Here is a 25,505-nt window from a genome sequence, read left to right on the forward strand (position 1 = left end):
AATCCCGCTTCATGCGGCCGGTTCGGCCCGGAACGGCTACGTTTCTGCGGAGTTGTGAACGCGACTCAGTCGATGACCGCGAGCACGCCGTCGGCCGAGACCGTCGCGGAGAGCGCAACACGCTGTGAAAGCGTGCCGGCGCGATGGGCTTCGACCGTCGTCTCCATCTTCATGGCGTCGATGACGGCGACCGGATCGCCCTGTGCGACCTCCGCGCCCTCCTCGACGAGCCAGCGCACGAGCGTGCCCGGCACGGGGGAGCACAGTTCGGTCGGATCGGCTGCGGGCGTGGGCACGGCAGCGCCCGTCGACGGCCCGAGTCCTGCGAGCAGAGCCGCCGGGAGCCCGAGCATCACCCGCCGTCCGTCGATCTCGACCGGGAAGCGCTGCAGCACGGCGTCTAGCAGCGCTGACGGGCGGGGCTGCATCTCCAGCTTCGGCAGCAGCGCGCTCTCGATCCACTGCGTGTGCACCGCGAAGGTCTCGGTGGCGAACGCCGCATCGTCGAGGGCGAGCAGGTCGAACGGGATGACCGTCGCCGGCCCCTCCACCACGAGCTCACGCAGTGCCCGGCGCGCCCGCACGATGGCCGCGTCGCGCGACTCCGCGTGCACGATGAGCTTGGCGATCATCGAGTCGAAGGCCGGCTGGACGACGTCGCCCTCATCGATGCCGCTGTCCCACCGCACGCCGGGACCACCGGGGATCCGCAACCGCTCGACGCGGCCGGGGCTGGGCAGGAATCCGCGACCGGGGTCCTCGGCATTGATCCGGAACTCGAACGCGTGGCCGACGGGGTCGGGCGTCTCGGTGAAGGACGGACCTTCCCCGAACGCGATCCGGAACTGCTCGCGCACCAGATCGACCCCGGCGACCGCTTCGGTGACCGGATGCTCCACCTGGAGCCGGGTGTTCACCTCGAGGAAGGAGATGGTGCCGTCGGCGGCGAGCAGGAACTCCACCGTGCCGGCCCCGCGGTAGGAGACCTCGGCGCAGATCGAGCGTGCGGCGTCGTGGAACCGGGTCCGCTGTGCGACGGACAGTCCGGGCGCGGGGGCCTCCTCGATGAGCTTCTGGTTGCGACGCTGCATCGAGCAGTCACGATCGCCGACGATGACGACACCGCCGCGTCCGTCGCCGAGCACCTGGACCTCGATATGACGCGGGCTCTCCAGGAACCGCTCCACGAAGCACTCACCTCGACCGAACGCCGCGATGGCCTCGCGGGTGGCCGCATCGAACGCCTCCGCCACCGCGGACAGCTCGCGCACGACCTTGAGTCCACGCCCGCCGCCGCCGAAGGCCGCCTTGATCGCGATCGGGAGACCGTGTTCCTCTGCGAAAGCCACCGCCTCCTCCGCGCCGGCCAACGGCTCATCGGTTCCGGCCGCCAGAGGGGCACCGACCTGCTGAGCGATGCGACGCGCGGTCATCTTGTCTCCGAGCGCGTCGATGCTCGCGGGCGTCGGACCGATCCAGACCAGCCCGGCCTCTTCCACCGCTCGCGCGAACGCGGCGCTCTCCGACAGGAATCCGTATCCGGGATGCACGGCGGTCGCCCCCGACTGCCGTGCGGCGGCGAGCAGCGCGTCGATGGAGAGGTAGGTGTCGGCGGCCGTAATGCCGACGAGACCCACGGCCTCGTCGGCGAGGCGCACGTGCAGGGCGTCGACGTCTTGGTCGGCGTACACCGCGATCGATGCGTAGCCGGCTTCGGCACAGGCACGGATGACGCGCACGGCGATCTCTCCGCGATTGGCGATCAGGATCCTCTGCGTGGTCGGCGCGGCGGTCATGAGGTCTCCTTGACGATGAAGCGAAGGCGCACGCCCGGTGGCAGCTGACCTGCGAGGTCGAGGCTGCGGTCCGTGAGTGCACCGATGATCGGGTATCCCCCGGTGAGGGGGTGGTCGGGGAGGAACAGCACCGGCTGTCCGTCGGGCGGCACCTGGATCGCACCGGTGACGGCGCCCTCGCTCGGCAGCTCTCCGCCGCGTGCGCGTTCCAGGGGCACCTCGCCGTGGAGCCGGATGCCGACACGGTCGGAGCGCGGCGTCACCGTCCACTCCTGAGCGGTGAGGGTCGCGAGCGCTCCGGCCGTGAACCAGTCGTCGCGGGGACCGAGTGTGATCTCGAGCTCGACGAGGTCGCCCACGGCCGGCAGCTCACGGGGCAGGGCGTCGGGTTCGACCGGGTGCGAGGCGACGCCGCCCACCGGGACGACCGCGCCCGCGGTCAGTGCCTCGGGTCCGAGTCCGGCCAGGGTGTCGGCGGCGCGGCTGCCCAGTGCAGCAACCGCCTCCAGTCCACCGCGGACGGCGATGACATAGCGCAGTCCGCGCGCGGGATGGCCGAGGGTCAGCTCGTCGCCGTCGACCGTGGCGAAGGGCACACCGTGGGCCACGGAACGGACAGCGCCCTCGACGTCGGTCAGGCTGAGCGCACCGACCGCTCCGGTGACCGCGGCGACGCCCGCTCCCCGGAATCGCAGCACCGCACCACCGACGCTCTCCAGCACCGCGGCCTCGGTCGCGTTGCCCACCGCACGGTTCGCATCGTGCAGGGCCCGGCGGTCGGCCGCCCCGGATGCCGAGACCCCGAGTGCCGCGAAACCCGGGCGCCCGGCATCCTGCACCAGCAGCTGCAGCGACGGGCGGACCACTTCGACCGCAGCCTCTGTGCGGAAACCCAGAGCATCCGCATCCGTCTCGGCGTGTTGCTCCACGACATGCCCAGGGCGCACCGCGTCGGCTCCGTTTCGGCCCGATTCGTCCGAGCGACCCAGGTCCAGCCGAGCCACTTCGCGCACGTGCTCGAACCGCACGGAGGTGCCGGGGGCCAGGAGTGCGGGAGGGTCACGGTCGATGTCCCACATCACGGCGTCCGTGCGGCCGATCAGCTGCCATCCTCCGGGGCTCTCGCGCGGATACACCCCGGTGAACGCGCCCGCGAGTGCGACGGATCCGGCGGGCACGCGCGTGCGCGGTGAAGATCGGCGCGGCACGTCGAACAAGGGATCGCTGCTGACGACGTAGCCGAATCCGGGGGCGAAGCCCGAGAACGCGACCCGCCAATCGGCAGCGAGGTGCCGGTTCACCAGTTCCTCCGTCGAGACCCTGAGCAGGGTCGCCGCGTCGTCGAGGTCTTCGCCGTCGTACCGCACCGGCACGACGACCTCGCCCGCGTCCGGGAGCTGCGCGGTGTCGATCTCCACGGCCGCGAGCGCGGTCGCCAGCTCGACGGCGGAGACCCGCAGCGGATCGAAGCGCACGAGCACGGTCCGGGCACCGGGAATGCGCTCGACCACCCCGGGCACTCCCTCCCACGCGAGGTTCAGGCGCATCGCCTCGTCGAGGTCGGCCGCCTCGACGAGCAGAGCATGATCGGATGCCGTGAGGATGCGCATCAGACGAGGTACTCCGCATCCGGAACGTCGGTGAGGAACATGTACCCCGGCGCGTGCGTGATCGCGAACGGCGGCTTCGAGGCCATGATCGCGGCCTGCGGGGTGACCCCGCATGCCCAGAACACCGGCACCTCCCCGGCGCGGATCTCCGGGGCGTCACCGAAGTCGGGGCGTGCCAGATCGTCGATCCCGAGCGACGCCGGATCCCCGATGTGCACCGGAGCGCCGTGCACCGCCGGAGTACGCCCGGAGATCTGCACGGCATCCGCCACCCGATCCGCAGCGATCGGCCGCATCGACACGACCATCTCTCCGCTCAGCCGTCCCGCCGGCGTGCACGGCACCGCTGTCCGGTACATCGGCACGTTGCGGCCGAGCTCCTGGTGGCGGATCGGAATCCCCGCTTGCACGAGACCGGATTCGAACGTGAAGCTGCATCCGATCAGGAACGACACGAGGTCCGGATGCTCCGCCCAGGCCTCGGTCGCGTCGGAGACCTCCTCCGCCAGCTCTCCGTCGCGCCAGACGCGATAGCGGCCGATATCCGTGCGGATGTCGCTGCCGGGCGCGAGCCGGGACTCCACCTGCCCCTGTTCGATGACCTCGAGCACCGGGCACGGCTTCGGGTTCCGCTGCGCGAAGAGCAACGTCTCGAAGGCCCAGTCGGCCGGCACCGCGATGAGGTTCGCCTGGGTCAGCCCCACCGCGACGCCGCTGGTCGGCTCGGCGTGCCCCGCCCGGATGGCGGCGCGAGCCGCACGCGCATCGGCGAGCTGATCGGCGGTGGCGAGGACGGTCATGTCAGGCGCCCGTGAACGGGGCGATCGTGATGCCGGCGTCCTGCAGCATCCGCTTCGTCTCGGCGGCCATCGCCACCGAGCCGGGGCTGTCGCCGTGCACGCAGATCGACTGCGCGGCCACGGGCACATCGGTGCCGTCGATCGCCCGGATCACACCGTCGGCGGCCAGGCGCACCATTCGCTCGGCGACCGCAGCCGGGTCGTGCAGCACGGCCCCCTCCTCGGTGCGCGACACCAGCTGCCCGTCCGGCTGATAGGCGCGGTCGGCGAATGCCTCCGCCGCAACGGCGAGCCCTGCCCGCTCGGCGACGTCGAGCACGACGCCTCCGGACAGGCCGAGCAGCACCAGGCTCGGGTCGATCGCACGGATCGCGGCCACGACGTCCTTCGACTGACGCTCGTCCCGCGCGATCGTGTTGTACAGCGCACCGTGCGGCTTGACGTAGGCGACCCGTCCGCCGACCGCGGAGGCGACCCCCATCAGTGCGCCGAGCTGATACTCGACGTGCGCCTGGAGCGTGGCCGAGTCGATGTCGACCTTCGTGCGTCCGAAGTTCTCGTAGTCGCGGTAGCCGGGGTGCGCGCCGATCACGACCCCGCCCTGGACCGCGGCCGTGAGCGTCTGCCGGATGCCCTCCGGATTGCCGGCGTGGAAGCCGCACGACACGTTCGCACTCGTGACGAGGCGGAGCATGCTCGCGTCGTCGCTGACGATCCGGTCGGCGACGTTCTCGCCGAGGTCCGAGTTCAGGTCGATCGAGGTCATGCGATCACGCTCCGATTCCGAGGAAGGCGAAGATGGGGCCGACCGAGACGATCCCCATGTACCAGGTCAGCAGCGTCACGAGAGTACCGGCGATCAGCAGCCACATCGGGTACTTCTTCGAGCCGAGCAGATCGCGACGGAACCAGCCGATGTACATGAACACCGTGAGGCCGATCGGCAGGATCAGACCGTTGAAACCGCCCACGAAGACGAGGATCGCCGCGGGTGCCGTGCCGATCGACAGGTACACGGCCAGCGACACCACGATGAACGCGACGGTCGCGAGTTGCAAGGGCCAGCCGCCCCTGAGCTTCTTCGTGAAGGTGGAGAGGAAAGTGGCCGACGTGTACGCCGCACCGATGACAGAGCTGATCGCGGCGGCCCAGAAGATCGCGCCGAAGATGCGCAGTCCGGCGTCGCCGAGCACCGCGCCGAATGCCTGCCCCGCGGGGTTCGCGGCCTGACTCGACAGGTCGAGAGTGACACCGGAGGCCACGACGCCGAGGATCGCGAGGAACAGGACGTAGCGCATGATGCCCGTGACGAGGATGCCGTTGGCGGCGGCGCGCATCACCGGACCGGCGCGCTCGGGTCCGGTGTGCCCGGAGTCGAGGTAGCGGTGTGCACCGGAGTAGGTGATGTAGCCGCCGACCGTTCCACCGACGATCGTGGTGATGGTGGCGAAGTTCAGCTCGTCCGGGAGGAAGGTCTGGGAGAGCGCTTCGCCGAGCGGCGGCTGCGCGATGAAAGCCACGATCAGGGTCATCACGATCATGCCGAGGCCGAGCACGATCAGGACGACATCCATCACCCGCCCCGCCTTCTTGATCAGGAAGATGATGATCGCCAGCGCTGCGGTGAGTGCGCCTCCGAGCTTCGGATCGATGCCGAGGAGCGCGTTCATGCCGAGCCCGCCACCGGCGATGTTGCCGATGTTGAACGCGAGTCCGCCGATCACGACGAGGACGGCGATCACGTGTCCGGAGAAGGGGATGGCGCTGTTGGCGAGTTCGCCGGCGCGCTTGCCCGACGAGGTGATCATGCGCCACACGTTCAGTTGCACGGCGATGTCGACCAGGATCGAGACGAGGATGGCGAAGGCGAACGCCGCCCCCATCGTCGCGGTGAACGTCGCCGTCTGGGTGATGAAGCCGGGGCCGATGGCACTGGTGGCCATGAGGAAGATCGCACCGAGGACGGCACTGCGGCCGGCGCGCTTCTTGACGGCGGCCAGGCGGACTTCGTCTTCCGGGGAGAGGGAGGCGGTGGACTGCTCGGACATGGAGGGGGATTCCCATCGTCGTTGGTGGGTGTCGGGTGACCCCCAGTGTAGAACGGATAGACACTGATTGTTCAACAATATTGTTTCGGCTGTGCTACGAAGACGTTGCCCGCGTGTGTTTTCTGGGGAGGATCCTCGAACGATCGATTCCTTCGCCACCTACGATGAAGGCATGAACCAGCAGGGCATGCTTCCCGATGTGCTCCGTCAGCGCATCATCGACGGCGACTTCGCTCCGGGATCGCGTCTGTCCGAGTCGGCCCTCGCCGAGCAGTTCGACGTCTCACGCAACACCCTCCGCGAAGCCTTCCGCGCACTCGCTGAACAGGGGCTGCTGGAGCACATCCCGCACCGTGGCGTCTCCGTCGCCTCCCCGTCGATCGCCGACGTCATCGACATCTATCGGGCCCGTCGCGTGATCGAATGCTCCGCGCTGCTGCAGTCGGAACCCGAGCACCCGGCCGTCCAGCGGATGAAGGACGCGGTCGAGTCCGCGGAAGCGGCCCGAGCCGAGGCGGCGGACGACCCTCGGGCCTGGCGCCGGGTCGGAAGCGCCAACATGGCCTTCCACGTCGCACTGGTCGATCTCGCCGACAGCCCCCGGCTGGCCCGCACGTACCGCGATCTGGCGGCCGAGCTCCGCCTGGTCTTCCTCAAGATCGACGATCCACGTTCGCTGCACGAACCCTTCGTCCGCAAGAACCGCGCCGTGCTCGACGCATTCCTCGCGCGCGGCCCGCAGGCCGGAGCCACCGAGCTCGAGCGCTACCTCGTGCAGTCGGAACGCGTGGTGCTCGGCGCCTTCGCCCGCATGCGCCTGGAGTGAGCGACCCCGCACCGCGCCTCAGGCGGTGCCCCCGGGCGGGTGCGGACCCGACTCGAGCGCTCCGGTCGCTCGCGGACGCCGTTCGCCGTCCCGCAGCCGCACGGGCGGGACAAGGGGCGCGGCGGGTGCGGGCAGTCCATATCGGCGGTAGACCCAGCGTCGCGCGTCTTCGAGTGGATACGTGTCACCGAACACCGCGAACTTCACGAAGACGCCTTCGAGGGTGCTGCGGAACATGATCTCCTCGAGCTCCGGATCCTCGGCGCCCCGCGCGCGGAACAGCTCACGCATGGCATCCTCCGCTGCCGTCACGCGTACCTCGTGTCGGACCTCCGACTCGGCGAACAGCCGGTGCGTCGACGGCTGCTGCTGCATCGCGAGCACCGCCCGCTCCAGCGGTGTCGCGTAGCCCGTCGCCCCGAGCGCCCCGTCGATCACGGCAGCGAGCATCTCGTCCGGCGTGCCTTCGACCCGGGCGAAGCCGAGCACGGTCTCGAACCAGCGATCGATGACCGCCGCGATGAGCTGGTCCTTGCCGCCGAAGTGATAGTTGACGAGCCCCTGGGCCACACTCGCACGCGTCGTGATCTCCGCGATGCTGGCCCCGGCGACTCCGCGCTCGGAGAAGGCCGCGATCGCCGCCTGCAGGATGCTCTCCCTGGTACGTTCGCGCGCCTGCCGATACTGCTCGTCGGAACGTGCCATGCGGCTTCCTCTCCCGTGTTCCGCGGTGTCCCTGCCTCTGAGCACGTGCCGCCCGACTCAGGCCGAGGCGCGCACCACGAGTTCGGTGGACAGGATCGTCGTCGTGGGCGGGTCCTCGCCCGCGAGACGCGACAGCAGGACCCGGGCCATGGCCTCGCCCTGCGCGTACATCGGCTGACGCATCGTGGTCAGCTGCGGATCCGTGCTGACCGCGACCGACGAATCGTCGAAGCCCACCAGGGCGATGTCCTCCGGAACCCGCAGGCCCGACGCACGCAGCGCCGTCAAGGCACCACGGGCCATCAGGTCGCTCGCGACGAAGATGGCGTCGGGGCGCCCGCCCGCGAGAAGCCGTCGAGCGGCGTCCGCCCCGCTCGCCTCGCTGTAGTCCCCCTCCTCCTCCGCATACGGGGAGAGACCGGCCCCCTTCAGCGCCTCGCGGAAACCCTGCACGCGGTCGACCGACGCGACCATCGTCAGCGGCCCGGAGATCGTCGCGATGCGCGTACGGCCGATGTCGATCAGGCGCTGAGTGGCGTTGCGCGCTCCGGTGACGTTGTCGACGTCGACCACGTAGTCGTCCTCATGGCGTCGCACCGGCCGACCGCCGAAGACGACGGGGACGGCATCCGCGATCCGATCGACGAAGGCGTCGCTCGTGTGATGCGAGACGATCAGCGCGCCGTCGACTCCGCCGTTGCGCACGAAGCTGGTCATCTTGTCACCGGGATCGTCGCTCGCGATCAGCAGGTTGAGCAGGTAGTCCGAGCTGCCGAGCGCCCCCGTGATGCCGGCGACGATCGCTGCGAAGAACGGGTCGCCGAAGAAGCGGGTCGTGTCCTCGGGGATGATCAAGGCGATCGCGTGCGTCTGCCTCGACGCCAGCGAGCGTGCCGCGCGGTTGGGCACGTAGTTCAGCTCGTCGATCGCGGCCCGCACGGCGGCCAGGGCCTCCGGGCTCACGGACGTCGATCCGTTCACCACCCGCGACACGGTGGACCGGGATACTCCGGCGGTGGATGCCACCTCTTCGATGGTCGCTCGGGGCGACATCAGCGTACGCACTCTTCCATCGCCCTATTGTCGCTGACCATCTCCCTTCGAATCACGCAAATGGTCGCATCTCGACCACGGATCGAGCCATTCACGCGATTCGAAAGGGGAGGAAGCCGCCCTACAGCGCGCGAGCGGCGATGATCCGGGCGTACTCGCGACCGGAGTCCTTGAGCGTGCGCTCCTGGGTGTCGTAGTCGACACGGACGATGCCGAAGCGCTTGTCGTAGCCCCACGCCCACTCGAAGTTGTCGAAGAGCGACCAGTAGAAGTAGCCGCGCACGTCGACACCTGCATCCGCCGCATCGAGCACCGCGGCGAGGTGCAGACGCAGGAATTCGGTGCGGTCGGCATCGTGCACACGCTTCTCGTCGCCCTCGACCACCACGACGTCGTCATAGGCCGCGCCGTTCTCGGTCATGTAGAGCACGGTGCCCGCAGGCTCGGCGTATTCGGTCCAGATCCGCTGCAGCACGCGGGTGAGGCCCTCGGGCTGCACCTCCCAGTTCTGCGCGGTGCGCGGCAGGCCCCGCTCGACCGCGTGGATGCCCTCGCTGGACGGATACGGGCTGCGCCGGACGCGATCGGTGTCCGGCTCCGCGGAGACCGGCCCCTGGGCCGGTGCCGTGCCGGACACGAAGTCGCCGTGGTAGTAGTTCACGCCCTGGGTGTCGATGCGCTGCGCGATGGTCTCGAGGTCACCGTCGTGGACGGCCGCCTCGAACCGCGCGACCGCCTCGGCATCGACCGCACGGATGTCCTCGACGATGTCGGCCGGATAGCTGCCGCGGTAGATCGGATCGAGGAACCAGCGGTTGAATTGCCCGTCCACCCGGCGGGCAGCATCGACGTCGGCCGGGTTCTGCGGATCAGCAGGATCGGCGACCGTGTGGTTCAGCGTGATGCCGAGGTTGAGCGACGCATCGCGACCGCGCAGCTCCTGCACGGTACTGCCGTGCGCGAGCAGCAGATGGTGCGCGGCGAGCAGCCCCTCCGCGACGCTGGTGTGACCCGGCGCGTGCTCGCCCGCCGTGTAGGAGAGGAACGACGAGCACCACGGCTCGTTCAGCGTCGTCCACACGTTCACCCGGTCGCCCAGCGCATCGTGCATCGTTCCCGCGTAGTCGAGGAACCGATCGACGGTGTCACGCTTCGTCCATCCCCCGCCCTCCTGCAGCGCCTGCGGCATGTCCCAGTGGTACAGCGTCAACCAGGGCAGGATGTCGGCGCCGAGGAGTTCGTCGACCAGTCGTTCGTAGAAGTCGACTCCGGCGGGGTTCACCGCACCGCCGTCCGGCCGCACCCGCGACCACGACGTCGAGAACCGGTACGTCTGCAGGCCGAGTTCCTTCATGAGCGCGACGTCTTGCGGGTAGCGGTGGTAGTGGTCGCAGGCCACATCGCCGTTCTCCGCGCCGATCACGGCACCGGGCACACGGGCGAACGCATCCCAGATCGACGCGGTGCGCCCGTCCTCGAACGCGGCCCCCTCGATCTGGTACGCCGCGGTCGCGGCACCGAAGAGGAAGTTCTCGGGGAAGGAGCGGGTCATACGGGTCATCCTTTCACCGCGCCCGCCATGATGCCACTGACCAGCTGGCGACCCGCGACCACGAAGAGCACGAGCAGCGGAAGGGTCGCGAGCACCGCGCCGGCGAGCACGATCGAGTAGTCGATGTAGTACCCCGACTGCAGCTGGCTGAGGGCCGTCTGCAGCGTCGGGTTCTGGGGGGAGAGCACGATCAACGGCCACAGGTAGTCGGTCCACGCGGTCATGAAGGTGAAGAGTCCGAGGATCGCCATGGCCGGTCGCGCCGCCGGGAGGCCCACCGTCAGGAACGTCCGGAACTGGTTCGCCCCGTCCATCCGCGCGGCCTCGATCAACTCGTCCGGGATCACGTCGACCAGATACTGGCGCATGAAGAAGACGCCGAACGCGGTGACCAGGGTCGGCACGATCACCGCGCCGATCGTCCCGGTCCAGCCGAGTTCGCGCATCAGCATGAACAGCGGGATGATGCCGAGCTGTGTCGGGATCGCCATGGTCGCGATCACGAAGATCATCAGCCCGTCGCGACCCTTGAAGCGCAGTTTCGCGAAGGCGTACCCGGCGAGCGTCGAGAACGTGACGACCGAGAGCGTGATGATGCCCGAGATCAGGAACGAGTTGCCGAGCGCGAGCCAGAACGGGATCGCATCGAACACCTGAGCCGCGTTGGTGAGGAAGTTCCCGCCGGGGATCAACGGCAGCGTCTCACCTCGGGTGGCGTTCGTGCCGCTGGCGACCACGACCGACCACCACAGCGGATACACGCTGCCGATGATGAACGCGGCCAGGAGTCCGTAGGTGAGGAAACCGGGTCGGCTGCCGATGCCGGCGTTGCCCCCGGTCCGGACCTGACGACGCCGGATCTTCTCCGGCACGCTGAGAGCCTGAGTGGCGGTCATCGGGTCCCCTCCTCGGTGCTCGTGCGCGCACGGCGACGGGCCGCGCGATTCTTCGGGGCGTCACCGGTGGAGATGCGCCGGGAGATCAGGAAGTTGATGACGCCGATGGCCACGATCAACAGGAAGAGCAGGATGGCGACCGCCGAGGCCTCGCCGAGGTTGCGGCGGAAGAAGGCGAGTTCCCACAGGAACAGGACCGTGGTCTGGAACTGCCGATCGCTGCCGCCGATGCCGCCGGCCGTCGACACGTCGAACAGGCGGGGCTCGGCGAAGATCTGCAGGCCGCCGATCGTCGCGGTGATGATCACGAAGATCAGCGTCGGACGGATCGTGGGGATCGTGATCGAGAAGAACCGCCGTGCGGCACCGGCGCCGTCGAGGGCGGCGGACTCGTACAGGTCGCGCGGCACGGCCTGCATCGCCGCGAGCAGGATGAGGGCGTTGTAGCCCGTCCAGCGGAAGTTCACCATGACTGCGATCGCGATGTGCGACAGGGCCGTGTTGTGCTTCCACTCCTGATCAGCGATCCCGACGAGGTTGAGCAGGTTGTTGGCCAGACCGTCGGCCTCGTTGAAGATGCTCGAGAAGATGATGGCGACCGCGACCGGCGTGACCACGAACGGGATGAGCACACTCATCCGCCAGAACGTCGGGGCACGGAGTCCGCGGTCCAGGAGGTACGCGATCACGAGGGCGACGGCGAGCTGCGGGATGGCCGAGAGCAGGAAGATGCTCAGGGTGTTGCCGATCGAGTTCCAGAACATCGCGTCGCCGAGGATCTCGGAGAAGTTGCCGAATCCGACGAAGTCCCCCTCCCCCTTGAGCAGATCCCAGTCGTGCACGGCGACCCACACGGTGTAGAGCAGGGGGAACAGGCCGACCAGCCCGAACAGCAGGAAGAACGGCGAGATGTAGAAGTAGGGCGACGCGTTCTGGTCGAACCGCGAGACGCGATGACGCCAGGAGCGTTTCGGCACGGCATCCTTCGCCGGAGGTGCCGTCTCGCGGTGCTCCGCGGGCGGGGCGGTGAGAGTCATGGGGTGTCCTTGTCCCGGAGGTCCGAGGGTTCCGGTCGCAGTCTCGCTCGGAATGCACGGGCGATACCGAGCGAGACTGCGACCGGAAGGGGGATGTCCGCTGAGGTCAGCCGACGAGGTCGTTCAGCAGACCGATCGCCTGATCCCAGGCACCCTGCGTGTCGGTCTCGCCGCGGTCGAGGCTGCTGAGAGCCGGACCGAAGACGTTCTCCTGGATGACGGAGTCATCCGCGCCCTTGAACTGCGCGACCACGCCCTTGGCACGCTCGGCGAGGATCGCCCCGGTCGGAGCGTCGTTGAAGAAGGCGTTCGGTGTCGCGTCCGCGGCGAGCGTCTCCTGCGCCTTGATCGTGGACGGGAAGTTGCCCGCGGCTGCGGACTGCTTCACCTGCTGGTCGGGCTGCGTCAGCCAGTCGGCGAGCTCGGCCGCCGCCTCCTTGTGCTCCGAGGACTCCGGGATCGAGAGGAACGCCCCACCCCAGTTGGCCGCGCCGCCGGGGAACACGTCGGCGAAGTCCCATCCGGTCGACGCGTCTCCGCCGCCGGCCTCGACCTGACCCTGCACGACGCCGAGCATCCAGCCCGGGCACACGAAGGTCGCGAAGGTGCCGTCGACGAACGACTTTCCGCCGTTCCAGTCCCAGGCCGTCTGCGCGGCGGACTGACCGCCCTCGGTGGCTGCGCCGAGTTCCTCGAAACGCTTCTTGAGCTCGTCGTTGCCCTCGACGTTCAGCTCGCCGTCGGCCGTGTAGTAGCCCTCGTCGAGCTGGTTGACCATGGCGTTCCACACGAAGCCGGAGTGGTCATACCAGGCCTTGCCGGTCTTGGCGGTGTAGTCCGCGCCGACCGCGAAGTAGTTCTCCCAGTCGCCGTTCAGGAGCTCGGCGACCGACTCGCGGTCGCTCGGGAGGCCTGCAGCCTCGAACGCAGCGCCGTTGTAGCAGATGCCGCTGGGGCCGATGTCCGTGCCGTAGCCGATCACACGGCCGTCGGCGTCAGTCGCCTGACCGTACTTCCAGTCGACCCAGTCGTCCTTGCGGTCCTCGATGCCGTAGTCGCGCAGGTCGACGAAGGTGTCGGACACGTCCATGATCGCGCCGAGCCAGCCCTCCTCGATCGCGACGATGTCGCTGAGGCCGGAACCGGCGGCGATCTTCGTGAAGGCATCGGTGCGGGCGTTGCCACCCGTGTCGATGTTGGTCGCCTCGATCTTGACGTTCGGGTGCGCCTCCTCATACTCCTTGTAGAGGTCTTCGTAACCGAAAGTGCCGAACGTGGTGACGGTCAGGGTGACCTCCTCGTCGGCGCTTCCCTCCGAGGTGTCGCCCGAGCTGCCGGAGCAGCCGGCCAGGGCCAGGGCGGAGACGGATGCCACAGCTGCGATCGCGAGGATCCGGTGGCGGGCACGTGTGTTCACAGTTCACTCCTTTGTGGTGGTCGTGCGGTGTTGGTGCGTAGGAACACCGTGGGAGCGCTCCCACGGGTTGAGCAGCCACTCTATGGGAGCGCTCCCACGGTGTCAACCCGACCCGTGCGAACCCGGTCCTGTTCACAACTCCTCAACGGCGCGGGCATCAAGGGCGGGAAGCGACCCCCCGGCCCCCGGAGCGCCCCGATTCTGAGGAGTTATGAACGCGGCGTACCCTTGTCCGGTGCCCGATGCCACGCTCTCCCCTGCCCTCGTCCGCGCCGAAGCCCTGATCCGCAACGTTCCGGACTACCCGCAGCCGGGGATCATCTTCCGCGACATCACGCCGCTCCTCGCCGACGCCGAGGCCCTCCGTGTGACGACCGAGGCGATCATCGAGCCCTTCGCCGGGCAGTTCGACGTGATCGCGGGCATCGAGGCTCGTGGATTCATCCTGGCCAGCGCCGCGGCGATCGCGGCCGGTGTGGGACTCATCCCGATCCGTAAGGCCGGAAAGCTGCCGCGCCCCGCTGCCTCCGTGGACTACGCCCTCGAGTACGGCACCGCCACGATCGAGATGCACGACGATCTGCCCGCCGGATCCCGCGTACTGCTGATCGACGACGTGCTCGCCACCGGCGGTACCCTCGCCGCGGGACGGGAACTCGTCGAGCGGCTCGGCAGCCACGTCATCGGCATCTCGGTGCTGTTCGAGATCGATGGCCTCGGCGGCCGCGAGGCCATCGGCGACCTGCACACGGTCTTCCACTCCGCGGAGTAGTCCGCGCCCGGGGCAGTAGACTGGGTGCGCCCGTCCGCCCGCGACTCCCGGAGCCGTTCATGCCCACCATCGTCGTCGACGTCATGCCCAAGCCCGAACTGCTCGACCCGCAGGGGAAGGCCGTCTCCGGCGCCTTCGCCCGCCTCGGTGTGGAGGGCTTCTCCGACGTCCGCATCGGCAAGCGCTTCGAGCTCACCGTCGAGGGCGAGGTCACCGAAGAGGTCCTCGCCGAAGCCCGGCGCATCGCCGACGAGGTGCTCTCCAACTCCGTGATCGAGGATGTCGTCGGCATCGAGGTCGCCCAGTGACGCAAGGAACGGCCGTGACCGGCAAACGGACCGTCCGCATCGGCGTCATCACCTTCCCCGGGTCACTCGATGACCGCGACGCCCAGCGCGCGGTGCGCATCGCCGGCGCCGAACCCGTCGCCCTGTGGCACGGTTCGCACGACCTCGAGGGCGTCGACGCCCTCGTCCTCCCCGGCGGCTTCAGCTACGGCGACTACCTGCGCGCGGGCGCCATCGCCGCGCTCTCGCCGATCATGTCCGAGGTGAAGGATGCCGCTGCCCAGGGCATGCCCGTGCTCGGCATCTGCAACGGGTTCCAGATGCTCGTCGAAGCGCACCTGCTTCCCGGCGGTCTGATCCGCAACAACCACCAGCACTTCGTGCGCCGTGACCAGAAGCTCACGGTCGAGAACTCCGACACCGCCTGGACGAACGCGTTCCGCGCCGGCCAGGAGATCGTGATCCCGCTCAAGAACGCCGACGGCGGCTACATCGCCGACGAGCAGACGCTCGACCGCATCGAGGGCGAGGGGCTTGTCGCCTTCCGCTATGCCGGGGTCAACCCGAACGGTTCCCTGCGCGACATCGCCGGCCTCACGAACGAGGCGGGCAACGTGGTCGGCCTCATGCCGCACCCCGAGCACGCGACCGAGGCGGGCTTCGGCCCCGACACCTCCGCCGCCATGCGCAGCGGTGTCGACGGACTCGACTTCTTCACGAGCGCCATCGCCGCGGTCGCCCGCGTCGCCGCGTAGGCCCGGGGTTCCGCAGCCCCTGCGCTTCCGCAGCCCCGCTCAGTCGCCCGGAAGCGTGAAGGGGTTACTCCCTGCTGCCGCGAGCAGGTACCAGGCCGTCGCGCCCGTGTGCAGACTCGCGTAGTAGAGGTCGCCGAATCCGGAGTCGAGGCCGTCGTTCGAGGTCGCGACGATGCCCTTGCCGTCTCCGTTCGGGGCGTCGCGCTGCGCCAGCCGGATGCTGCTCAGCAGGGCCTCCGCACGATCCGCGTCGCCCGCTCCGTCGCGCAGACGCAGAGCCAGCGCGAGGTGTCCGCTCCCCTCGAACCACGCCTTCGACACGTCGACCTCACTGATGGACGGACCCGTGTAGGGGCCATCGGTGGCCATCAGGTTCGCGAGCGTCCAGTCCAGCGCGGCGCCGTACCGCGGGTCTCCGGTGGCGAGTGCGCTCCAGGTCTGGCCGTCCAGGGGGATGGGCCGCGTGTTGATGGTCGAGCCGTCGAGGCCGGTGCCGGTGTTCACGTGGCCGTCCGCGCTCTGCATCGCCGCGACGAAGTCGGCCGCGACGGCTGCCCGATCCGCCCACACCGCGTCCCCGGTGAGCTGCGCGAGCTGAGTGAAGAACCCGGCGATGTCACTGTTGTGCTCGGTCGACTTCCAGGTCAGCGACGTACCGTCCTCGAGCTGACCGCCGGTGTAGCCGTACGGAGCCCGGACCATGTCCGCGGTGTTGTCCTGGATCCACTGCCCCACGCGCAGCGCCCCGTCGAGATACTTCGGATCCCCGGTCGCGTGCGCGAGCCGCGCGAGCGCCAACCCGACCCACGCCTGGTTCCCGGTGAAGCTGCCGGGACCGGTGATCTCCACCCGTCCTTGGCGGATGCCGTGCGGCTCGTACGACGCACGGGTGCGTCCGTCGCCGATCGGGTCGTTCTCCTGCACGAACAGGAGCGTGTCGCCGATCGCCCGCGCGCGACGGAGATCGTCTGGAAGCCCCCGCGCGGTGTAGGCGATCACGACCAGCGCGTCGTCGTACACGAACGACGGCGTGAAGTCCCAGGTGGGCGTGGTGAAGAAGCCGCCCTGGTAGCTGCGCGGGAGGCAATGCCCCGCACCGTCGCAGAACTCGTCGACCCTGGCATCGAGGAACTCATAGGCCAGTGCCACCGACTGTGCGGCATCCGGTGCTCCTCCGCCGGGCGCCGAACCGTCTGCGGTCCTTCCGGCGCCCAGAGCGGCAGGGGCCGCGCCGGCGAGAACGGCTGCGGCGACGAGCGCGGCGACGACGATCCACGGCGCCGAGCGACGCGAAGAACCGGACATGGAGACCCCTCGGTCAGAACCGCGCGCGGGGGATGACGCGCGAGCGACCTGAAGGTCACGGCATGAGCCTGACAGTTCCGTCGACACTCGAGAAGCGGCGAAAGTCTATATATTGCCATTTCGCCGTTGCCATATCGGCGAGTGCTAGCCGAGCGCGGGTGGCCAGACGCCGATGATCACGGCCATCACCACGACGGTCACCAGCTCGTGCGCGATGTTCAGCGTGGTCAGCTTCGTCGAGCGCCCCTCGAACGCATCGTGCGTGATGAAGCGGGCGGCCGTGAAGCCCGCCCACAGCGTGACCGCGGTGACGATCGCGCCCCAGAAGAACGATCCGCCGTAGAAATGCCAGGCGATGGCGGCGGCTCCGGCGAGCACCCACGCCGTGATGAAGCTCACGATCACCGTGGTGATGATCGCCAGCGCGGGGTTGCCCGAGGGATTGTCGAGGTCCACGTTCGCGAGCTTCGACCAGCGCGTGCCGAACACGCCTCTGGCGTACCAGATCGAGCCGACGAGCATGCTCGACGCGGTGGCCAGCAGGACCGCCCAATAGTTGATCTCCGGAACCATGACAGCCTCCACTCCTCGGATGCCGCCACCCTACTCCCGACATCGCGCCCCCGGTCCCCGACACCTGCATGATCCCGCCACGGATGGATGACCCGGGCGGGAGAGGAGCTCATGCATCCGGAACGGCCTCATGCAAAACGCCCGCACGCTCTCCGCGCAGCGCGCGCCTCCGAACCGATTCGACTCCCGCCCTGGCACGAATGTAAGCGTTTGCAGTAGCCTGTTCCGCATGGCACAGCTTGAGCAGATCGCAGCCCCCGGTTCCGAGTGGTGGCGCAGCGCCGTCATCTACCAGATCTACCCCCGCTCCTTCGCGGATGCCTCGGGCGACGGCATCGGCGACCTGCCGGGCATCACCAGCCGCCTCGATGCGCTGCAGGAACTGGGCGTCGACGCGATCTGGCTGAGCCCGTTCATGACCAGCCCGCAGCGCGATGCCGGCTACGACGTCGCCGACTACCGCGACGTCGACCCGCTCTTCGGCACCCTCGCCGACTTCGACCTGATGCTCGAAGAAGCGCACGCCCGTGGCATCCGCGTGATCGTGGATCTGGTCCCCAACCACTCCTCCGACCAGCACGTCTGGTTCCAGGAAGCGCTCAAGGCGGCGCCCGGCAGCCCGGAGCGTGCGCGCTACATCTTCCGCGACGGCAAGGGCGAGAACGGCGAACTCCCGCCGAACAACTGGGAGTCCGTGTTCGGCGGTGGCATGTGGGAGCGCGTCGTCGAGGCCGACGGCACCCCCGGCCAGTGGTACCTGCACATCTTCGACGCCACGCAGCCCGACTTCGACTGGACGAACGAAGAGGTGCGCGAGGAGTTCCGCTCCATCCTGCGCTTCTGGCTCGACCGCGGTGTCGACGGTTTCCGTGTCGACGTGGCCCACGGCATGATCAAGGCCGACGGTCTGCCCGACTACACGCCCCCGAGCGATGCCGACTCGATGGGCGGCGGCGAGTCGAACGTGCCGTACTGGGGCCAGGACGGCGTGCACGACATCTACCGCGACTGGCACACCGTGCTCGCCGAGTACGACGGCGATCGCGCCCTGTGCGGCGAGGCCTGGATGCCGACGCTCACGCAGACCGCGCTCTGGGTGCGTCCGGATGAGATGCACCAGACGTTCAACTTCCCTTACCTGATGACGCCGTGGGATGCGAAGGCTCTGCGCGACGTCATCCGCGAGTCGCTCGACGAGTTCGGCGGGGTCGGCGCTCCCAGCACGTGGGTGCTCTCGAACCACGATGTCGTGCGGCACGCCTCCCGCCTGGCGCTCACGGCCGAGAACCCGCAGGGCGAGGGCATCGGACCGAACACCCCGAACAAGCCCGACACGGCGATCGGTCTCGCGCGCGCCCGCGCTGCGACCACCCTGATGCTCGCGCTCCCCGGATCGTCGTACCTGTACCAGGGCGAAGAGCTCGGACTGCCCGAAGCCATGGAGATCCCGGACGAGTTCCGTCAGGACCCGACCTGGTTCCGGACCCACGGCGAGCGCTACGGCCGCGACGGATGCCGCGTGCCGCTGCCGTGGGAAGCGGAGGCGCCGGCCTTCGGCTTCAACGACACCGGCCTGTCGTGGCTCCCGCAGCCGGACGAGTGGGCGACCTACGCGCGCGATGTGGAGGAGACCGATCCCGCGTCGACGCTCGCGCTCTACAAGCGACTGCTGGCCGGGCGTCGTGAGCACGGCTTCGGCACCGGATCGCTGGTCTGGGAGGAGGCCGGGGCCGACGCCGTGGCTTTCCGCCGTGGCGATGTGCACGTGGTCGCGAACCTCGGCACCGCACCGATCGAGCTGCCGGCGAACGCGGTCGTGATCCTGCAGAGCCAGCCGTTCGACGGAGCGGCCATCCCGGTCGACACGGCCGTCTGGTACACCACGGCCGTCCAGGCCTGAGAGCCCCTTCCGGTCGCGATATGACAGCCCCCTGGGCCTCAGAGGGTGTCATATCGCGACCGGAGCACATTCGAGGAACACATGGCCAGCATCGATGAGGTCGCCCGGCTCGCCGGAGTGTCGACCGCGACCGTCTCGCGCGCGCTGAGCGGACGCGGTCACGTGTCGGAGTCCGCCCGCGAGCGCGTGCAGGCGGCGGCGCAGTCACTCGGCTACGTCGTCTCTTCACGGGCGTCGAGCCTCGCTTCCGGCCGCACCCGGAACGTCGGCGTCGTGGTGCCGTTCCTCGACCGGTGGTTCTTCAGCACCGTGCTCTCCGGCGTCTCAGCCGCCCTGATGCGCGCCGGCTACGACATCACGCTCTACAACATCACCGCCGATAAGGACGTGCGTCGGCACGTGTTCGACACCTTCCTCCGACGGCAGCGCGTGGATGCCGTCATCGCCGTGTCGATCGAGCTCGACGAGGAGGAGACGCAGCTCCTCCTGGACCTGGGGCTCCCCGTGATCGCGATCGGCGGTCCGAACCCGAAGCTCGACACCCTCACGGTCGACGACGTCGCGGTGGCGCAGCTGGCGACCGAGCACCTGATCGGTCTGGGGCACACCGACATCGCGCACATCGGGGCCAACCCCGAGTTCGACATCGACTTCCACATCCCGACCAACCGTCGACTGGGATTCGAGAAGGCCCTGGCGAAGGCCGGGATCCCCCTGAACCACGCATTCCTCGAGCCGGCGGACTTCACGGTCGAGGGTGGCTACCGCGCCGCGAAGCAACTGCTCGGACGCCCCGGCCCGCGTCCGACCGCCGTGTTCGCCGCCTCGGACGAGATGGCGATCGGCGCACTGCTCGCAGCGCGGGACCTGGGCTTCAGCGTGCCGGAGGAGCTGTCCATCGTCGGCATCGACGGACACGAGCTCGGCGAGTTCTTCCGCCTGACGACGGTCGACCAGTTCCCGCTGGGGCAGGGGGAACGCGCCGCGGATGCCGTGCTGGCGAAGCTCACCACCCCGGACGAGGTCCGCATCCCGTCCGCGCTGCCCTACGAGCTGAACGTACGCGGGACCACCGCCCGCCTGCTCTAGCCGCGGAGCAGGGCGGCGTCGCGCCAGGTGCGGTAGCCGCCGTCGAGGTTGCGGGCGTCCGCACCGTGCTGCCGGAGGATCCGCGTGGCGATGTGTCCGCGCAGTCCGACCTGGCAGTGCACCACGATCTCTCCGTCGGGCAGCTCATCGAGTCGATCCCGCAGTTCATCGAGCGGCACGTTGACGGCGCCGGGGATCGCACCGGCCGCGAACTCCGTCGGCGTGCGGACGTCGATCAGTGCCGCCCCGGCGCGCTGCGTGGCGTCGAGCTCATGCCACTGGATCGTCGGCGTCGTACCGGTCCGGGTGTTCTCCGCGACGTAGCCGAGGATGTTCACCGCATCCTTCGCCGAGCCGAACTGAGGCGCGTAGGCGAGTTCGAGCTGCGCGAGTTCTGCGGCCGGCATCCCTGCATGCATGGCGGTCGCGATCACGTCGATCCGCTTGTCGACGCCGTCCCGGCCGACGACCTGCACACCGAGGATGGCGTCGGACCGCGGGTCGGCGAGCAGCTTCATCGACAGGGTCTCCGCACCGGGGTAGTACCCGGCGTGGGATCCGGGATGCACGTGCACGGCGTAGAACTCGCGCCCCGCCGCTCGGAGCTGCCGTTCGCTCCAGCCCGTCTTCCCTGCGGCGACCCCGAACACGCGGACGATCCCGGTGCCGAGCGCGGGTCGCACCGTCTCTGACCTTCCCGCGAGGAGGTCGGCCACCATGCGCCCGTGACGGTTCGCGAGCCCGGCCATCGTGACGAGAGCCGTGCCCCCGCCCACGAGCTCGGCCTTCTCGACGCCGTCTCCCACGGCGAACACGTCGGGCGCGCTCGTGCGGCACTGCACGTCGACGTCGATGCCTCCTGTCTCGCCGATCCGGATGCCCGCGCGCTCCGCCAACGTCGTCTCCGGCACCACCCCGGACGCGTCGATCATGAGTTCCGCGGCGATGGACGTGCCGTCACTGAGCGTGACGTATCCGGAATCGGCGCGAACGACCTCGACCCCGAGGCGCACATCGACGCCGTGTGCACGGACCTCCGCGGCGATCGGGGCGGCCATCTCCGCATCGAGAGGGGAGAGCAGTTGTGACCCACGCTGCACGAGGGTCACGGATGCGCCCCTCGCCACGAGGTTCTCGACCGCTTCCAGGCCCGTGTAGCCACCGCCGACGACGACCACCGGAAGCCCCGATCGCACGAGTGCGGCATCGATCGCATCGGCGTCGTCGACCGTCCGCAGGGAGCGGACGGGGATGTCGGAGACCGGTTCGTCCCGGCGCGGGCGTGCCCCCGTGGCGAGGATCAGGCTGTCGTAGCTCTGCGTGAAGCGTCGTCCCGAGTCGAGCTCTTCGACCTCGACGAGCTTCTGCGCGGTGTCGATGCGCACGACGTCGTGACGCACCCGGACGTCGAGTCCGAAGCGGCTGCGCAGCGAGGTGGGCGTCTGCAGGAGCAGCGACTCCCGCTCCGCGATCACGCCGCCGACGTAGTAGGGCAGCCCGCAGTTCGCATACGAGACCTCGGGTCCGCGTTCGAACACCACGATCTGCGCGTGCTCGTCGAGTCGGCGCAGACGTGCGGCGGCGGACATCCCTCCGGCGACTCCACCCACGACCACGACGGTGCGCGCTTCGGTCGCGGTCATCGCTGGAACATCCGCGAGAAGAAGCCGCCCTGCGTCTGCTCCTTCGGGTGCCCGGAGCACCACTGCGCTGCGGGAACCGTTCGCCGCACATCGGCGACGTGCTCGCCGCACCCCGCCCAGGTCGTCTTCCCGCAGGTCTTGCATCGGACTGCTCGGCACATGGTTCTCGACTCCTCACCGATACCCCCGTGGGTATCTTTAGGTCCAAGCATACCCCAGGGGGTATAGTGGCAAGTCCAGCCGACACTCAGGGAGCGACCGATGTCATCCGCAGATGCCGAGACCCAGCGCAAGATCGCCAACCGCCTCAAGCGCGCCCAAGGACAGCTCGGCGCCGTGATCGCCGCCGTCGAACGCGGGAGCGACTGCCGCGCGGTCGTCACCCAGCTCGCCGCCGTCACCTCGGCGCTCGACAAGGCCGGATTCCAGATCATCGCCTCCGCCATGCAGGACTGCCTGACCGACCCGGCATCGGAGACGGATTCGCCCACCGACACCGATGGGGTGTCGATGGCCGAACTGGAGAAGCTCTTCCTCTCCCTCGCGTGAACCGCGGCTGACGACGGTCAGCGCGGGACGACGAGGCCCGCGGTCGCGCTGCGGGCGGCTTCGAAGCGGCGCTGCACGTCGGGCCAGTTCACGAGGTTCCAGAACGCCTTCACGTAGTCCGCGCGCACGTTGAGGTAGTCGAGGTAGTAGGCGTGCTCCCACACGTCGAGCTGCAGCAGCGGGGTCACACCGAGCGGCGCGTTGCCCTGCTGGTCGAACAGCTGGAAGATGACAGGACGCGCACCCACGCTGTCCCACGCGAGCACCGCCCACCCCGAGCCCTGCACCCCGAGTGCCGTCGCCGTGAAGTGCGCGCGGAACGCGTCGATCGACCCGAACGCATCCACGAGCACCGCCTCCAGCTCGCCTTCCGGAGCGCCGCCCTCGGGCGACATGTTCTGCCAGAACACCGAGTGGTTGATGTGGCCGCCGAGGTTGAACGCGAGGTCCTTCTCGAGCTTGTTCACGTTCGCGAGGTCACCCGCGTCGCGGGCGGCGGCGAGCTGCTCGAGGGCGGTGTTCGCACCCGTGACATACGCCTGGTGGTGCTTGGAGTGGTGCAGCTCCATGATCTTGCCCGAGATGTGGGGCTCGAGCGCTGCGTAGTCGTAGGGCAGCTCGGGGAGCGTGTAGAGAGCGGACATGGCGTCTTCCTTTCAGTGGTGGGGGTCGTGCGGGAGGGCGTGGAAGCGACGGTCGAGGTATACGAGCGGACGCCCCTGCGGTCCGGCGATGACGTCGAGCACCTCGGCGATCACCACCGTCGACGAACCGACGGCCACGGTCTGCAACGCACGGCAGCGCAGGGCGGCGCGCGCGGAGGCGAGGTACGGTTCCCCAGTTTCGAGCTCCGACCAGCCCTGTTCGGCGGTGAAACGCTCGGAGCCACTGACGGCGAAGCTCTGCGCGAGGGCGGAGTGCTCGTCATCGATGAGATGCACGACGAACGTGTCCGCGCCGAGGATCGCCCCCGCCGACCCGGTCGCCCTGGTGACGGAGAACACGATCGCCGCAGGGTCGACCGCCACCGAGGCGACGCTCGACGCCGTGAGCCCGACCGGGCCGGCGGGCGTGGACGCCGTGATGATCGCGACGCCCGCCGGGTGCGTGCGGAAGGCGTCCTTGAGCCGGTCGCCGACCGGTGTGGGGACGGGTGTCGCGGTCATCGTCCGGCCTCCGTCATCTGTTCCTGCTTCGCGTGCCTCAGCATCTCCTCGCGCTCGACGAGTTTGGTCCGCTCGCGACCGCGATCGGCTCCGGCGCTGCGCTCCGCCGCGTCGATGCGCAGCCATCCGTCGAGGTCGACGGCGTGCCCGAGGTGGGCGATCGGGTCATCCCCGCGCACGACCTCCTCCGCCGTCTCGAGATCGTCGACGAGGTGTCGCACGGTCTGCGCGGCATCCGATTTCGTCGAGCCGATCAGCCCGACCGGTCCGCGCTTGATCCAGCCCGTCGCGTACAGTCGCGGGATCGGCTCGCCCGCGGCATCCAGAACGCGCCCCTCGGCGTGCGGCACAACCCCGAGCTCGTCGTCGAAGGGCACCCCGGCCACGGGCGTCGAGCGGTAGCCCACAGCGCGGTAGACCGCCCCGACGTCATACCGCCGCAGTTCGCCGGTGCCCACCATGCGGCCCAGCTCATCCGACGCGGTCCGCTCCATCTCGATACCGGTGACTCGTCCGGTGCCCAGCAGACGGACGGGTCGCTGCCGCAGGTGCAGATAGATGCGGCGAGCGGCGGTGCGGCCGGCCGGATCGAGCGCGGCCCACTCGGTCAGGGTGCGCACGATGATGCGGCGCTGCGAGAACTGCGCGATCATCCGCTCGGCATGCGCGTCGAGCGCGAGTTCGTCCGGGTCGACGATCACATCCACGTCATCCTGCTCGGCGAGCTCGCGCAGCTCCAGCGGCGAGAAGCGCACGTCTGCCGGCCCCCGACGCGCGAACAGGTGCACGTCCCGCAGGGGACTGGCGTCCAGCTGGTCGAGCACGGCATCCGGGGTGTCGGTGTGCGTCAGCGCCGAGGCGTGCTTGGCGAGGATCCGCGTCACGTCGAGCGCGACGTTGCCCGCACCGAGCACCGCCACCGACTCGGCCGCGAGCGGCCAGGTGCGCGGGGCATCGGGGTGCCCGTCGTACCACGCGACGAAGTCCGCGGCACCGAAAGAGCCGGGAAGGTCGATACCGGGGATGTCGAGGCGGACGTCGAGGTCGGCCCCCGTCGCCACGATCACCCCGTCGTATGCCGCACGCAGCTCATCGATCCCGATGTCACCCCCGACGTCGACGTTGCAGCGCAGGCGGATGCGCGGGTGGACGAGCACCTCGTGCAGCGCATCCGTGATCTTGCGGATCCGCGGGTGATCGGGGGCGACCCCGTAGCGGACGAGACCGTACGGTGCCGGGAGCTTCTCGAAGAGGTCGATCGACGCGGTCGGCACACGATCGAGCAGGATGTCGGCGGCGTAGATGCCCGCGGGGCCCGCTCCGACGATGGCGATGCGGGGTTCGGCTACCGTCATGCGTGTTCCCCTTGGGGAGCCAGCGCGGCGATGACCGGGTGGTCGAACGCGAGCATGCCCGTCTTCGCGGCGCCACCGGGGGAGCCGATCTCGTCGAAGAACTCGACGTTGGCCTTGTAGTAGTCCTGCCACTCCTCGGGGAGATCGTCTTCGTAGAAGATCGCCTCGACCGGGCACACCGGCTCGCAGGCACCGCAGTCGACGCACTCGTCCGGGTGGATGTAGAGCGAGCGCTCACCCTCGTAGATGCAGTCGACGGGGCACTCGTCGATGCAGGCCTTGTCCTTCACATCGACGCACGGCAGGGCGATGACGTAGGTCATCGGGGGGTCTTCTCTCGGGTCACGCTATCCACCGTAAAACCTCAAGTA

At 69.1% G+C, this 25,505-nt stretch carries 26 protein-coding genes; 7 read left to right on the top strand and 19 right to left on the bottom strand.

Annotated elements, in window-relative coordinates; all coding sequences use genetic code 11:
- Positions 1-65 precede the first annotated feature (65 nt).
- From LVJ59_RS09105 to LVJ59_RS09125, 5 genes are read right to left on the bottom strand one after another with little or no spacing between them, the layout of a single operon-like run.
- Entirely contained in the window at positions 66-1,796 is a 1,731-nt protein-coding gene (locus tag LVJ59_RS09105; RefSeq protein ID WP_232762758.1) for a biotin carboxylase N-terminal domain-containing protein, read from the bottom strand.
- Positions 1,793-3,406 (bottom strand): urea amidolyase family protein, encoded by a 1,614-nt coding sequence (locus LVJ59_RS09110; protein WP_232762759.1) that lies wholly within the window; start codon positions 3,404-3,406, stop codon positions 1,793-1,795. Before LVJ59_RS09110 ends, LVJ59_RS09105 begins: the two co-directional genes overlap by 4 nt.
- Positions 3,406-4,206 carry a putative hydro-lyase gene (locus LVJ59_RS09115; RefSeq protein WP_153243431.1) on the bottom strand — a complete coding sequence of 267 codons (801 nt, stop codon included), beginning with the start codon at positions 4,204-4,206 and terminating at the stop codon, positions 3,406-3,408. The genes LVJ59_RS09110 and LVJ59_RS09115 overlap by 1 nt, the downstream gene beginning before the upstream one ends.
- Position 4,207: 1 nt before the next feature.
- Entirely contained in the window at positions 4,208-4,972 is a 765-nt protein-coding gene (locus LVJ59_RS09120) for a LamB/YcsF family protein (protein ID WP_232762760.1), read from the bottom strand.
- Between the two features lie 4 nt (positions 4,973-4,976).
- Complete coding sequence (locus LVJ59_RS09125) at positions 4,977-6,254, bottom strand: NRAMP family divalent metal transporter (protein WP_047522189.1); 1,278 nt, start codon at positions 6,252-6,254, stop codon at positions 4,977-4,979.
- 172 nt (positions 6,255-6,426) lie between these two features.
- Here LVJ59_RS09125 and LVJ59_RS09130 point away from each other — a divergent pair, with 172 nt between their 5' ends.
- Positions 6,427-7,080 (top strand): GntR family transcriptional regulator, encoded by a 654-nt coding sequence (locus LVJ59_RS09130; protein WP_047522236.1) that lies wholly within the window; start codon positions 6,427-6,429, stop codon positions 7,078-7,080.
- Between the two features lie 18 nt (positions 7,081-7,098).
- Here LVJ59_RS09130 and LVJ59_RS09135 read toward each other — a convergent pair whose 3' ends face one another.
- The 6 genes from LVJ59_RS09135 to LVJ59_RS09160 all read right to left on the bottom strand — a co-directional run bounded on the left by LVJ59_RS09135 (position 7,099) and on the right by LVJ59_RS09160 (position 13,740).
- Positions 7,099-7,785 (bottom strand): TetR/AcrR family transcriptional regulator, encoded by a 687-nt coding sequence (locus tag LVJ59_RS09135; RefSeq protein WP_232762761.1) that lies wholly within the window; start codon positions 7,783-7,785, stop codon positions 7,099-7,101.
- A 57-nt stretch (positions 7,786-7,842) separates the two neighbouring features.
- The gene (locus tag LVJ59_RS09140) at positions 7,843-8,838 is read right to left on the bottom strand and encodes a LacI family DNA-binding transcriptional regulator (protein ID WP_232762762.1); all 996 of its coding nucleotides are present in this window, start codon (positions 8,836-8,838) and stop codon (positions 7,843-7,845) included.
- A 121-nt stretch (positions 8,839-8,959) separates the two neighbouring features.
- Positions 8,960-10,390 (bottom strand): GH1 family beta-glucosidase, encoded by a 1,431-nt coding sequence (locus tag LVJ59_RS09145; protein WP_232762763.1) that lies wholly within the window; start codon positions 10,388-10,390, stop codon positions 8,960-8,962.
- 5 nt (positions 10,391-10,395) lie between these two features.
- Entirely contained in the window at positions 10,396-11,286 is an 891-nt protein-coding gene (locus tag LVJ59_RS09150) for a carbohydrate ABC transporter permease (protein WP_131492059.1), read from the bottom strand.
- Positions 11,283-12,323: a carbohydrate ABC transporter permease gene (locus LVJ59_RS09155; protein ID WP_232762764.1), complete on the bottom strand. Its 1,041-nt coding sequence runs from the start codon at positions 12,321-12,323 to the stop codon at positions 11,283-11,285. Before LVJ59_RS09155 ends, LVJ59_RS09150 begins: the two co-directional genes overlap by 4 nt.
- Before the next feature lie 106 nt (positions 12,324-12,429).
- Positions 12,430-13,740 (bottom strand): ABC transporter substrate-binding protein, encoded by a 1,311-nt coding sequence (locus LVJ59_RS09160; RefSeq protein ID WP_131492058.1) that lies wholly within the window; start codon positions 13,738-13,740, stop codon positions 12,430-12,432.
- Between the two features lie 235 nt (positions 13,741-13,975).
- On the opposite strand from LVJ59_RS09160, the gene LVJ59_RS09165 reads away from it, so the two are divergent.
- From LVJ59_RS09165 to purQ, 3 genes are read left to right on the top strand one after another with little or no spacing between them, the layout of a single operon-like run.
- Positions 13,976-14,512: an adenine phosphoribosyltransferase gene (locus LVJ59_RS09165; RefSeq protein ID WP_232762765.1), complete on the top strand. Its 537-nt coding sequence runs from the start codon at positions 13,976-13,978 to the stop codon at positions 14,510-14,512.
- Positions 14,513-14,571: 59 nt separating this feature from the next.
- The gene (gene purS / locus LVJ59_RS09170) at positions 14,572-14,820 is read left to right on the top strand and encodes a phosphoribosylformylglycinamidine synthase subunit PurS (protein WP_232762766.1); all 249 of its coding nucleotides are present in this window, start codon (positions 14,572-14,574) and stop codon (positions 14,818-14,820) included.
- A 14-nt stretch (positions 14,821-14,834) separates the two neighbouring features.
- The gene (purQ, locus tag LVJ59_RS09175) at positions 14,835-15,554 is read left to right on the top strand and encodes a phosphoribosylformylglycinamidine synthase subunit PurQ (RefSeq protein WP_232762767.1); all 720 of its coding nucleotides are present in this window, start codon (positions 14,835-14,837) and stop codon (positions 15,552-15,554) included.
- 39 nt (positions 15,555-15,593) lie between these two features.
- Here purQ and LVJ59_RS09180 read toward each other — a convergent pair whose 3' ends face one another.
- Both LVJ59_RS09180 and LVJ59_RS09185 read right to left on the bottom strand, forming a co-directional pair.
- Positions 15,594-16,859 (bottom strand): glycoside hydrolase family 76 protein, encoded by a 1,266-nt coding sequence (locus tag LVJ59_RS09180; protein ID WP_232762768.1) that lies wholly within the window; start codon positions 16,857-16,859, stop codon positions 15,594-15,596.
- 144 nt (positions 16,860-17,003) lie between these two features.
- Positions 17,004-17,432, bottom strand: a complete 429-nt coding sequence (locus LVJ59_RS09185; RefSeq protein ID WP_232762769.1) for a DUF1761 domain-containing protein — start codon at positions 17,430-17,432, stop codon at positions 17,004-17,006.
- Between the two features lie 229 nt (positions 17,433-17,661).
- Here LVJ59_RS09185 and LVJ59_RS09190 point away from each other — a divergent pair, with 229 nt between their 5' ends.
- On the top strand, positions 17,662-19,332 hold the full coding sequence (locus LVJ59_RS09190) for a glycoside hydrolase family 13 protein (protein WP_153243426.1): 1,671 nt from the start codon (positions 17,662-17,664) through the stop codon (positions 19,330-19,332).
- A gap of 81 nt (positions 19,333-19,413) precedes the next feature.
- Positions 19,414-20,421, top strand: a complete 1,008-nt coding sequence (locus LVJ59_RS09195; RefSeq protein ID WP_047524873.1) for a LacI family DNA-binding transcriptional regulator — start codon at positions 19,414-19,416, stop codon at positions 20,419-20,421.
- Here LVJ59_RS09195 and LVJ59_RS09200 read toward each other — a convergent pair.
- The gene (locus tag LVJ59_RS09200; RefSeq protein ID WP_232762770.1) at positions 20,418-22,064 is read right to left on the bottom strand and encodes an FAD-dependent oxidoreductase; all 1,647 of its coding nucleotides are present in this window, start codon (positions 22,062-22,064) and stop codon (positions 20,418-20,420) included. The genes LVJ59_RS09195 and LVJ59_RS09200 overlap by 4 nt on opposite strands.
- Entirely contained in the window at positions 22,061-22,225 is a 165-nt protein-coding gene (locus tag LVJ59_RS09205; RefSeq protein WP_194239333.1) for a hypothetical protein, read from the bottom strand. The genes LVJ59_RS09200 and LVJ59_RS09205 overlap by 4 nt, the downstream gene beginning before the upstream one ends.
- Positions 22,226-22,325: 100 nt before the next feature.
- Here LVJ59_RS09205 and LVJ59_RS09210 point away from each other — a divergent pair, with 100 nt between their 5' ends.
- A complete protein-coding gene (locus LVJ59_RS09210) occupies positions 22,326-22,613 on the top strand; it encodes a metal-sensitive transcriptional regulator (protein ID WP_232762771.1) in 288 nt (95 codons plus the stop codon).
- Positions 22,614-22,630: 17 nt separating this feature from the next.
- Here the strand turns inward: LVJ59_RS09210 and LVJ59_RS09215 are convergent, their stop codons facing one another.
- Genes LVJ59_RS09215 through fdxA form a run of 4 tightly spaced genes read right to left on the bottom strand, consistent with a single transcriptional unit; the run spans position 22,631 to position 25,457 of the window.
- Complete coding sequence (locus LVJ59_RS09215; RefSeq protein ID WP_232762772.1) at positions 22,631-23,257, bottom strand: superoxide dismutase; 627 nt, start codon at positions 23,255-23,257, stop codon at positions 22,631-22,633.
- A 12-nt stretch (positions 23,258-23,269) separates the two neighbouring features.
- Positions 23,270-23,779, bottom strand: coding sequence for a flavin reductase family protein (locus tag LVJ59_RS09220; RefSeq protein WP_232762773.1), 510 nt, complete (start codon positions 23,777-23,779; stop codon positions 23,270-23,272).
- The gene (locus tag LVJ59_RS09225) at positions 23,776-25,134 is read right to left on the bottom strand and encodes an FAD-dependent oxidoreductase (protein ID WP_232762774.1); all 1,359 of its coding nucleotides are present in this window, start codon (positions 25,132-25,134) and stop codon (positions 23,776-23,778) included. Before LVJ59_RS09225 ends, LVJ59_RS09220 begins: the two co-directional genes overlap by 4 nt.
- Positions 25,131-25,457, bottom strand: coding sequence for a ferredoxin (gene fdxA / locus LVJ59_RS09230; protein WP_047524864.1), 327 nt, complete (start codon positions 25,455-25,457; stop codon positions 25,131-25,133). The genes LVJ59_RS09225 and fdxA overlap by 4 nt, the downstream gene beginning before the upstream one ends.
- Positions 25,458-25,505 lie beyond the last annotated feature (48 nt).

Source organism: Microbacterium sp. KKR3/1, assembly GCF_021272365.1.
GTDB lineage: Bacteria > Actinomycetota > Actinomycetes > Actinomycetales > Microbacteriaceae > Microbacterium > Microbacterium aurugineum.

Bases quoted from the DNA above. Each gene is read 5' to 3' on its own strand.
- LVJ59_RS09105 (WP_232762758.1), bottom strand. From the start codon at position 1,796: ATGACCGCCGCGCCGACCACGCAGAGGATCCTGATCGCCAATCGCGGA.
- LVJ59_RS09110 (WP_232762759.1), bottom strand. From the start codon at position 3,406: ATGCGCATCCTCACGGCATCCGATCATGCTCTGCTCGTCGAGGCGGCC.
- LVJ59_RS09115 (WP_153243431.1), bottom strand. From the start codon at position 4,206: ATGACCGTCCTCGCCACCGCCGATCAGCTCGCCGATGCGCGTGCGGCT.
- LVJ59_RS09120 (WP_232762760.1), bottom strand. From the start codon at position 4,972: ATGACCTCGATCGACCTGAACTCGGACCTCGGCGAGAACGTCGCCGAC.
- LVJ59_RS09125 (WP_047522189.1), bottom strand. From the start codon at position 6,254: ATGTCCGAGCAGTCCACCGCCTCCCTCTCCCCGGAAGACGAAGTCCGC.
- LVJ59_RS09130 (WP_047522236.1), top strand. From the start codon at position 6,427: ATGAACCAGCAGGGCATGCTTCCCGATGTGCTCCGTCAGCGCATCATC.
- LVJ59_RS09135 (WP_232762761.1), bottom strand. From the start codon at position 7,785: ATGGCACGTTCCGACGAGCAGTATCGGCAGGCGCGCGAACGTACCAGG.
- LVJ59_RS09140 (WP_232762762.1), bottom strand. From the start codon at position 8,838: ATGTCGCCCCGAGCGACCATCGAAGAGGTGGCATCCACCGCCGGAGTA.
- LVJ59_RS09145 (WP_232762763.1), bottom strand. From the start codon at position 10,390: ATGACCCGCTCCTTCCCCGAGAACTTCCTCTTCGGTGCCGCGACCGCG.
- LVJ59_RS09150 (WP_131492059.1), bottom strand. From the start codon at position 11,286: ATGACCGCCACTCAGGCTCTCAGCGTGCCGGAGAAGATCCGGCGTCGT.
- LVJ59_RS09155 (WP_232762764.1), bottom strand. From the start codon at position 12,323: ATGACTCTCACCGCCCCGCCCGCGGAGCACCGCGAGACGGCACCTCCG.
- purS (WP_232762766.1), top strand. From the start codon at position 14,572: ATGCCCACCATCGTCGTCGACGTCATGCCCAAGCCCGAACTGCTCGAC.
- LVJ59_RS09180 (WP_232762768.1), bottom strand. From the start codon at position 16,859: ATGTCCGGTTCTTCGCGTCGCTCGGCGCCGTGGATCGTCGTCGCCGCG.
- LVJ59_RS09185 (WP_232762769.1), bottom strand. From the start codon at position 17,432: ATGGTTCCGGAGATCAACTATTGGGCGGTCCTGCTGGCCACCGCGTCG.
- LVJ59_RS09190 (WP_153243426.1), top strand. From the start codon at position 17,662: ATGGCACAGCTTGAGCAGATCGCAGCCCCCGGTTCCGAGTGGTGGCGC.
- LVJ59_RS09195 (WP_047524873.1), top strand. From the start codon at position 19,414: ATGGCCAGCATCGATGAGGTCGCCCGGCTCGCCGGAGTGTCGACCGCG.
- LVJ59_RS09200 (WP_232762770.1), bottom strand. From the start codon at position 22,064: ATGACCGCGACCGAAGCGCGCACCGTCGTGGTCGTGGGTGGAGTCGCC.
- LVJ59_RS09205 (WP_194239333.1), bottom strand. From the start codon at position 22,225: ATGTGCCGAGCAGTCCGATGCAAGACCTGCGGGAAGACGACCTGGGCG.
- LVJ59_RS09210 (WP_232762771.1), top strand. From the start codon at position 22,326: ATGTCATCCGCAGATGCCGAGACCCAGCGCAAGATCGCCAACCGCCTC.
- LVJ59_RS09215 (WP_232762772.1), bottom strand. From the start codon at position 23,257: ATGTCCGCTCTCTACACGCTCCCCGAGCTGCCCTACGACTACGCAGCG.
- LVJ59_RS09220 (WP_232762773.1), bottom strand. From the start codon at position 23,779: ATGACCGCGACACCCGTCCCCACACCGGTCGGCGACCGGCTCAAGGAC.
- LVJ59_RS09225 (WP_232762774.1), bottom strand. From the start codon at position 25,134: ATGACGGTAGCCGAACCCCGCATCGCCATCGTCGGAGCGGGCCCCGCG.
- fdxA (WP_047524864.1), bottom strand. From the start codon at position 25,457: ATGACCTACGTCATCGCCCTGCCGTGCGTCGATGTGAAGGACAAGGCC.